The 6,726-nt window shown below is 72.0% G+C and carries 4 protein-coding genes; all 4 read left to right on the top strand.

The genetic code is table 11. The annotated features are described in order from the left end of the window. Positions 1–654 precede the first annotated feature (654 nt). The 4 genes from ACZ7P3_RS24085 to ACZ7P3_RS24070 all read left to right on the top strand — a co-directional run bounded on the left by ACZ7P3_RS24085 (position 655) and on the right by ACZ7P3_RS24070 (position 6,713). On the top strand, positions 655–3,783 hold the full coding sequence (locus ACZ7P3_RS24085; protein WP_472084894.1) for a sacsin N-terminal ATP-binding-like domain-containing protein: 3,129 nt from the start codon (positions 655–657) through the stop codon (positions 3,781–3,783). Positions 3,784–3,906: 123 nt separating this feature from the next. Next, entirely contained in the window at positions 3,907–4,686 is a 780-nt protein-coding gene (locus tag ACZ7P3_RS24080; protein ID WP_472084892.1) for a calcium-binding protein, read from the top strand. A gap of 162 nt (positions 4,687–4,848) precedes the next feature. After that, positions 4,849–5,733 (top strand): hypothetical protein, encoded by an 885-nt coding sequence (locus tag ACZ7P3_RS24075; protein WP_472084890.1) that lies wholly within the window; start codon positions 4,849–4,851, stop codon positions 5,731–5,733. Between the two features lie 197 nt (positions 5,734–5,930). Beyond that, positions 5,931–6,713 (top strand): hypothetical protein, encoded by a 783-nt coding sequence (locus tag ACZ7P3_RS24070; protein ID WP_472084888.1) that lies wholly within the window; start codon positions 5,931–5,933, stop codon positions 6,711–6,713. Positions 6,714–6,726: the final 13 nt, after the last annotated feature.

The raw sequence follows: 6,726 nt of genomic DNA, 5'->3' as shown, positions 1-6,726 counted from the left end.
CCAGTTCCCGTGGCGTCCTCGGTTCCCGGCTCCTGTGACGTCCTCGGCCTGCGGCTTCCGTAACGCCTCGGCTTCCAGTTCCCGTGGCGTCCTCGGTTCCCGGCTCCTGTGACGTCCTCGGCCTGCGGCTTCCGTAACGCCTCGGCTTCCAGTTCCCGTGGCGTCCTCGGCTCCCGGCTCCCGTGACACCCTCGGCCTCCGGTTCCCGTAACGCACGGGCGCCCCGGACCGCTCCCCGGCGGTCCGGCTTCCCAGGTGAATGGGGCCCTCGCCCGGGAAATACCAGCGCCTGCGGGACCGCCGTATTCCTGCGCTCTTGTCGCGCGGTTTCGTCGCGCGGCCTTGTCGCGCTGAGCGTAGAGCGCGCAACCGGGCGCCACGCCGGTCCAGTTGGGCATGTTCACCCGACAGGGTGAGTGTGCGCCGCCCTCGACCGGTTCGAGAGCAGCCGCAGCGGCAGCCGGAGCGGATCCTGCGCGGAGATCGCCCCACCCCCGGAACCATCCGCGTCCGGGCCTCCGGGTGAACCGGCGGTGCCGTCCTCGCCGTCGCCGCACCGCCCGGAGGGGCTTTGCGGCCTCCGCCTCCGAGGCCTGAGAAGCCGCATGCCCGCGGGGCGGTACCTTCATCCTCACGTCGATGAGGAGTGTGAACGTGAGCAAGTACGTGCGGCCGGCCGCCGAGGGCGCCGACCCCTTCGGTACCGCCCGTCTGCGCCGCGGTGTCCTCGACGCCTGGGCCACCAGCCCCGCCCGCTTCCGTGAGGACGCCAACGCCGAGGAGGACCTGGTCCTCGGCGGCTACCGGGACCGGCTCGTGGTGGAGCTGGCCCAGAACGCCGCCGACGCCGCCGCACGGGCGGGGACACCGGGCCGGCTGCGTCTCACGCTCCGCGACGGTGTGCTGGTCGCGGCGAACACCGGCGCCCCGCTGGACGCGACCGGTGTCGAGTCGTTGTCCACCCTGCGCGCCTCGGCCAAGCGGGACGCGCAGGACACCCACGGTGCCGTCGGCCGGTTCGGTGTCGGTTTCGCCGCCGTCATCGCCGTCACGGACGAGCCCGCGATCGTCGGCCGGCACGGCGGGGTGCGCTGGTCCCTGGCGGAGGCGCGCGAGCTGGCCGCCGACACGGCCCGGCACAGCCCCGGGCTCGGGGACGAGATCCGGCGCCGTGACGGGCACGTACCCCTGCTCAGGCTCCCGTTCGCCGCCGAGGGCTCGGCCCCGGAGTCGTACGACACCGCCGTCATCCTGCCGCTGCGCGACACCGCCGCCACCGATCTCGCCGAACGCCTCCTCACCGCCGTCGACGACGCCCTGCTCCTCGCCCTGCCGGGGCTGGAGGAAGTGGTGGTGGAGGTCAACGGCGACGTCCCCCGCACCCTGCGCCGCCGCACCGAGGGCGCCGCCACCCTCGTGGAGGACTCGCGGGACGGGGTCACCCGCTGGCGCAGCGTCTCCGCGCACGGGCCGCTCACCCCGGACCTGCTCGCCGACCGCCCGGTGGAGGAGCGTCTGCGGCCGCACTGGTCGGTGACCTGGGCGGTGCCGGCGGATGCCGAGGGCCGTCCGTTCCGGCCGCGCACCACGGCCGTCCTGCACGCTCCCACCCCCAGCGACGAGCCCCTGGGCGTTCCCGCGCTCCTCATCGCCTCCTTCCCGCTGGACACCACCCGCCGGCACGCGGCCCCCGGTCCGCTGACCGACTTCCTGGTGCAGCGGGCGGCGGACGCCTACGCCGAGCTGCTCGCCGAGTGGCGTCCGGTGAACGACGGCGTCATCGACCTCGTACCGGGGCCGCTGGGCAAGGGCGAGCTGGACGGGGCGCTGCGGCAGGCGATCCTGCAGCGGCTGCCGAGGAGCGCCTTCCTGCCGCCGGCCATCGACGCGAAGGGCGACGACGAGCTTCCGGAGGCGCTGCGGCCCAGGGACGCCGAAGTGGTGGAGGGCGCGGGGACGGACACCGTGCGGGTGCTCTCCGAAGTGCTGCCCACGCTGCTCCCCGCCGGGCTCGAACGCCGGGTCGAGCTGCGCACCCTCGGGGTCGCCCGGCTCCCGCTCGCCGACGCCGTCGACCGGCTCGCCGGCCTGGAGAAGGACCCCGACTGGTGGTGGCGGCTCTACGACAGCCTCGCCGGGGTCGACCCCGAGCGGCTGTCGGGGCTTCCGGTGCCGCTCGCGGACGGCAGGACCACCATCGGCCCCCGGCAGATCCTGCTGCCCACCCCGGACGCCGCCCTCATCCACCCCGACGTGCTCGGCCGGCTCGGGCTGAAGGTCGCCCACGAGGACGCCGCGCACCCGCTGCTGGAGAAGCTGGGCGCGCTGCCCGCGACCCCGCGCGCGGTGCTCACCACCCCGCAGGTGCGGGCCGCGGTGGCCGCCTCCCTGGACGACGAGGGCGGGGCGCTGTGGGAGGAGGACGCCCCGGACGCCGAGGAGCTGGCCGACACGGTCCTCTGCCTGGTGCGCGACGCCGGCCTCGAACCCGGTGACGAGCCCTGGCTGGGCGCCCTCGCCCTGCCCGACGAGGACGGCGAACTCGCCCCGGCGGGCGAGCTGGTCTTCCCCGGCAGCGCCTTCGCCCGGGTGATCCGTGCGGACGAACTGCCCGCCGTGGACGGAGAGCTGGCGGCGAAGTGGGGCGAACAGGCCCTCACCGCCTGCGGTGTGCTCGCGGACTTCGCGCTCGTCCGCGCCACCGATGTCGTCCTGGACCCGGACGAACTGGACCCGAGGGAGGGCGACTTCGCCGAGCCGGACGACGCGGGGCTGCTGGACGCGGTGGACGTGTGGTGCGAGGACATCCTCGACCGCTTCCCGGACAGCCCGGTGCCTCCGGTCGCCACCGAACTCGTCGCCGTGCGCGATCTCGACCTGGTGGACGACGACCACTGGCCCGAGGCCCTAGCCCTGCTCGCCAGGCCGCCGCTGCGCGACGCCCTCACCCAGCCGGTGCGCGTCCTGCTGCCCGACGGCACCCATGAGGTCGTACGGCCGTACACCGCGTGGTGGCTGCGCGGGCATCCCGTCCTCGACGGGCGCCGGCCCGCCGGTCTGCTCGCGGCCGGCGGGGACCCGCTGCTGCACGGCCTGTACGACGAGGCGGACGCCACCGGGTTCGAGGACGAGCAGGTGCTGCGCGCGCTGGGCGTACGGACCTCGGTGGGTGCCCTGCTGGACGAGCCGGGCGGCGCCGCCGAGCTGCTGGAGCGCCTCGCCGACCCCGGGCGGCCGGTCACCCCGGCCCAGCTGCACGGGCTGTACGGCGCGCTGGCCGAGCTGGACCCGGAGCAGGTGACCCTGCCGGAGGAGCTGCGGGCCGTGGTCGACGGGCGGGCGACGGTCGTGGACGCGGCCGATGCCGTGGTGGTCGACTCGCCGGACCTGCTGCCGTTCGCCGCCGGCGTCCCGCTGCTGCCCGTCCGCCCGTCCCGGGCCGCCGAGCTGGCCGAGCTGTTCCAGGTGCGGCGGCTGAGCGAGTCCGTCACCGGCGAGGTGCACTCCGAGGGCGCCGAGCACGACGTACCGCAGCCGGTGCGGGTGCTGCTCGGTCCGCGCACCCCGGACACCTACGTCGAGCACGAGGAGCTGGTCGTGGACGGTGTGGAGATCGACTGGCGGCTGACCGACGACGGCGTCCTGCACGCGGCCACCCTGGAGGGCGTCGCCGCGGGACTGGCCTGGGCGGCCGGCCAGTGGCCGCGCCGCTTCGAGGTGGCGGCCCTGCTGGAGGACCCGACCCGGACGGAGGAACTGGCACGGGACCGGTGGTTCGACTGAAAGTGATCTCGAACACAGGGTCGAAAAGGTCGCGTTTTCCGTACAACCATCGCCTTCCGTCGTGGATCTGATCATGCGAGTCGACCGACTCCTCGAACACTCCATACGGGGGAAAACCGACCCATGCGCATCCGAGCCGCAGGCGCCGTCGTCACCGGTGCCCTGGCCCTGTCCGCCTTCGTCGTCCCGGCCGCGCACGCCGACGCGGCCCACGGCGACACCAAGATCTCGAACCTCGTGGTCAACGGTGGCAAGCCCGTCGTCGTCGGTGCGACCGGGAGCAAGACCTTCTCCGTGTCCTTCACCGCCACGGACAACTCGGGCATCAACTGGGCGCAGGCCGTCCTGTACCACGGTCCCGACATCGACCACCCCGACAGCGGTGCCGTCGCCAACACGAGCGACGGCCGGTCCAAGTGCACCAAGGTCAGCGCCACCAAGTCGACCTGCACCGCGACCTACACCCTCAGGGCCCAGGAGAACCTGATCAACCAGGTGGCGGGCACGTGGAAGGTCTGGGCGATCGCCCAGGCCAAGGACGGCAACTACGTCCGCAAGGACACCGCCAGGACCTTCCAGGCCCAGCGCGCGTCCAAGCTGACGGTCAACGCCTCCCCGGAGCCGGTGAAGAAGGGCAGGACCCTCACCGTCACCGGTGCCCTGACCCGGGCCAACTGGGACGCGGCCAAGTACTCCGGCTACAGCGGCCAGTCGGTGAAGCTGCAGTTCCGCAAGAAGGGCTCCAGCAGCTACACCACGCTGAAGACCGTCAAGACGGACTCCAGGGGCAACCTGAAGACCACGACCACCGCGACGGCGGACGGTTACTACCGCTTCTCCTTCGCGGGCGTCTCCACCACCCCGGCGGTCAGCGCCGCGGGCGACTACGTCGACGTGAAGTAGGAAGCGCCGCGGACAGGGCGTGAACGTACGGGTGTTCCGGAGGGCGGATCCACCGGAACACTCGTACAACCCTCAACGTTCCACGCGAGTCTGATCCGCCGAGTCAACAGACTCCACGATCACTTGGGCCCCGTGCCCATCTTTCTCCTCACAGGGGAACACATGCGCATTCGTGCCACCGTGGCCGCCGTCTCCGGCGCCCTGGCCCTCTCCGCCTTCGTCGTGCCGGCCGCGCAGGCCGCCGACAGCGGTTCGTCCTACCGCGCCGACATCGCGGACGTCCTCTCGCACCACGCGTCCGGCAGGACCGCCTTCACCGCCACCGCCAAGCCGGTCGGCGACCTGAACGTCTCCTTCTCCAACTTCAAGATCGCCAAGGCGGTCAAGGTCGGTACCACCGCCCACGTCTCCACGGTGGTCACCTACACGCTGACCCACGGCGCCGATGTCGACATCACCTCCGAGGACTTCGCCTCCGGACCCGTGATCTACCGCGGCTCCTCCGCCGACCCGGACAACGTCCTGGGCGGCGACCTGCCCGCGACCTGCACCAAGGCCTCGGCGACCACCGCCACCTGCAAGGGCCGGATCGACATCTACCCGAAGACCGAGGACGGCTCGGACCTCCTGAACGGCCACGCCGGCACCTGGCACGGCGCCGCCGTCGCCCTGGACTTCGACAGCGAGAAGAGCGCCGTCCAGTTCGACCTCGGCACCACCCTGGTGCAGCGCAACTCCACGCTGACGGTCAACGCCTCCCCGGAGCCGGTCAAGAAGGGCAAGACCCTCACGGTCACCGGCAAGCTGTCCCGGGCCAACTGGGAGGACCACAAGTACCACGGCTTCACCGGCCAGTCGGTGAAGCTGCAGTTCCGCAAGAAGGGCTCCAGCACCTACACCACGCTGAAGACCATCCGGACGGACTCCGTGGGCAACCTGAGGACGACGGCCAAGGCCACGGTCGACGGCTACTACCGCTTCGCCTTCGCGGGCACCTCGACCACCCCGGCGGTCAACGCCGCGGGTGACTTCGTCGACGTGAAGTAAGCGGCGCCCGTCTCGGCCCCGGAAGCCTCCGGCCTCCGGGGCCGAAACGTTTCTTCTCGCTCGTGCCACGGGCAGGCAATGCAAGATCAAAATCTGTCCGGGAACCTCTCCCGCCGTACAACCACCCACTCCCCTCACGGATCTGATCGCGTGAGTCAGCCGACTCCACCATCACTTCTCCCTCCAGGGGAACGCACATGCGCATACGTGCCACCGTGGCCGCCGTCTCCGGCGCCCTGGCCCTGTCCGCCTTCGCCGTCCCGGCCGCGCACGCCGCCGCGGCGACGCCGAACATCACCTTCTCGAACATGAAGGTCAACAGCGGCAAGGCCCTGACCCTCGGCGCGACCTCCACGGTCAAGGTCAAGGCGACCTACACCGTGACGCATCCCTCCACCGTCTCCACCACCAACATCCTGACCGGCCCGGTGCTCTACCGCGGCACCTCGGCCAAGGACGCCGACACCCAGGTCATCAGCGACGACCCGGGCACCTGCAGCAAGGTCAGCTCCACCACGCTGAACTGCTCGGCCACCATCACCCTCCCCGCGGACGAGCTGTACAACTCGGACGCCGGCACCTGGAAGACGGGCGGTGTCGCCTTCGACACCAAGGCGAACACCCAGAAGTGGCAGAACGACCTGGGCACCATCCCGGTCCGCCGCGCCGCCAAGCTCACCGCCGACGCCACCCCCGAGCCGGTCAAGAAGGGCGCGACCCTCACGGTCACCGGCAAGCTGACCCGGGCCGACTGGCAGCACGGCACGTACACCGCGTTCGGCAGCCAGAACGTCGCGCTCCAGTACCGCAAGGCGGGCAGCAGCACCTACACCACCGTCAAGACCGTCAAGACGTCCTCCACGGGCGCCCTGAAGACCACGGTCAAGGCCTCGGCGGACGGCTACTACCGCTACAGCTTCGCGGGCGTGTCGACCACGTCGGCGGTCAGCGCGGCGGGTGACTACGTCGACGTGCGCTGACCCGCACGGCCCC

The sequence above is a fragment of the Streptomyces sp. NPDC107581 genome (genome assembly GCF_055657175.1).
This window is presented reverse-complemented; position numbering and strand designations above follow the sequence as displayed.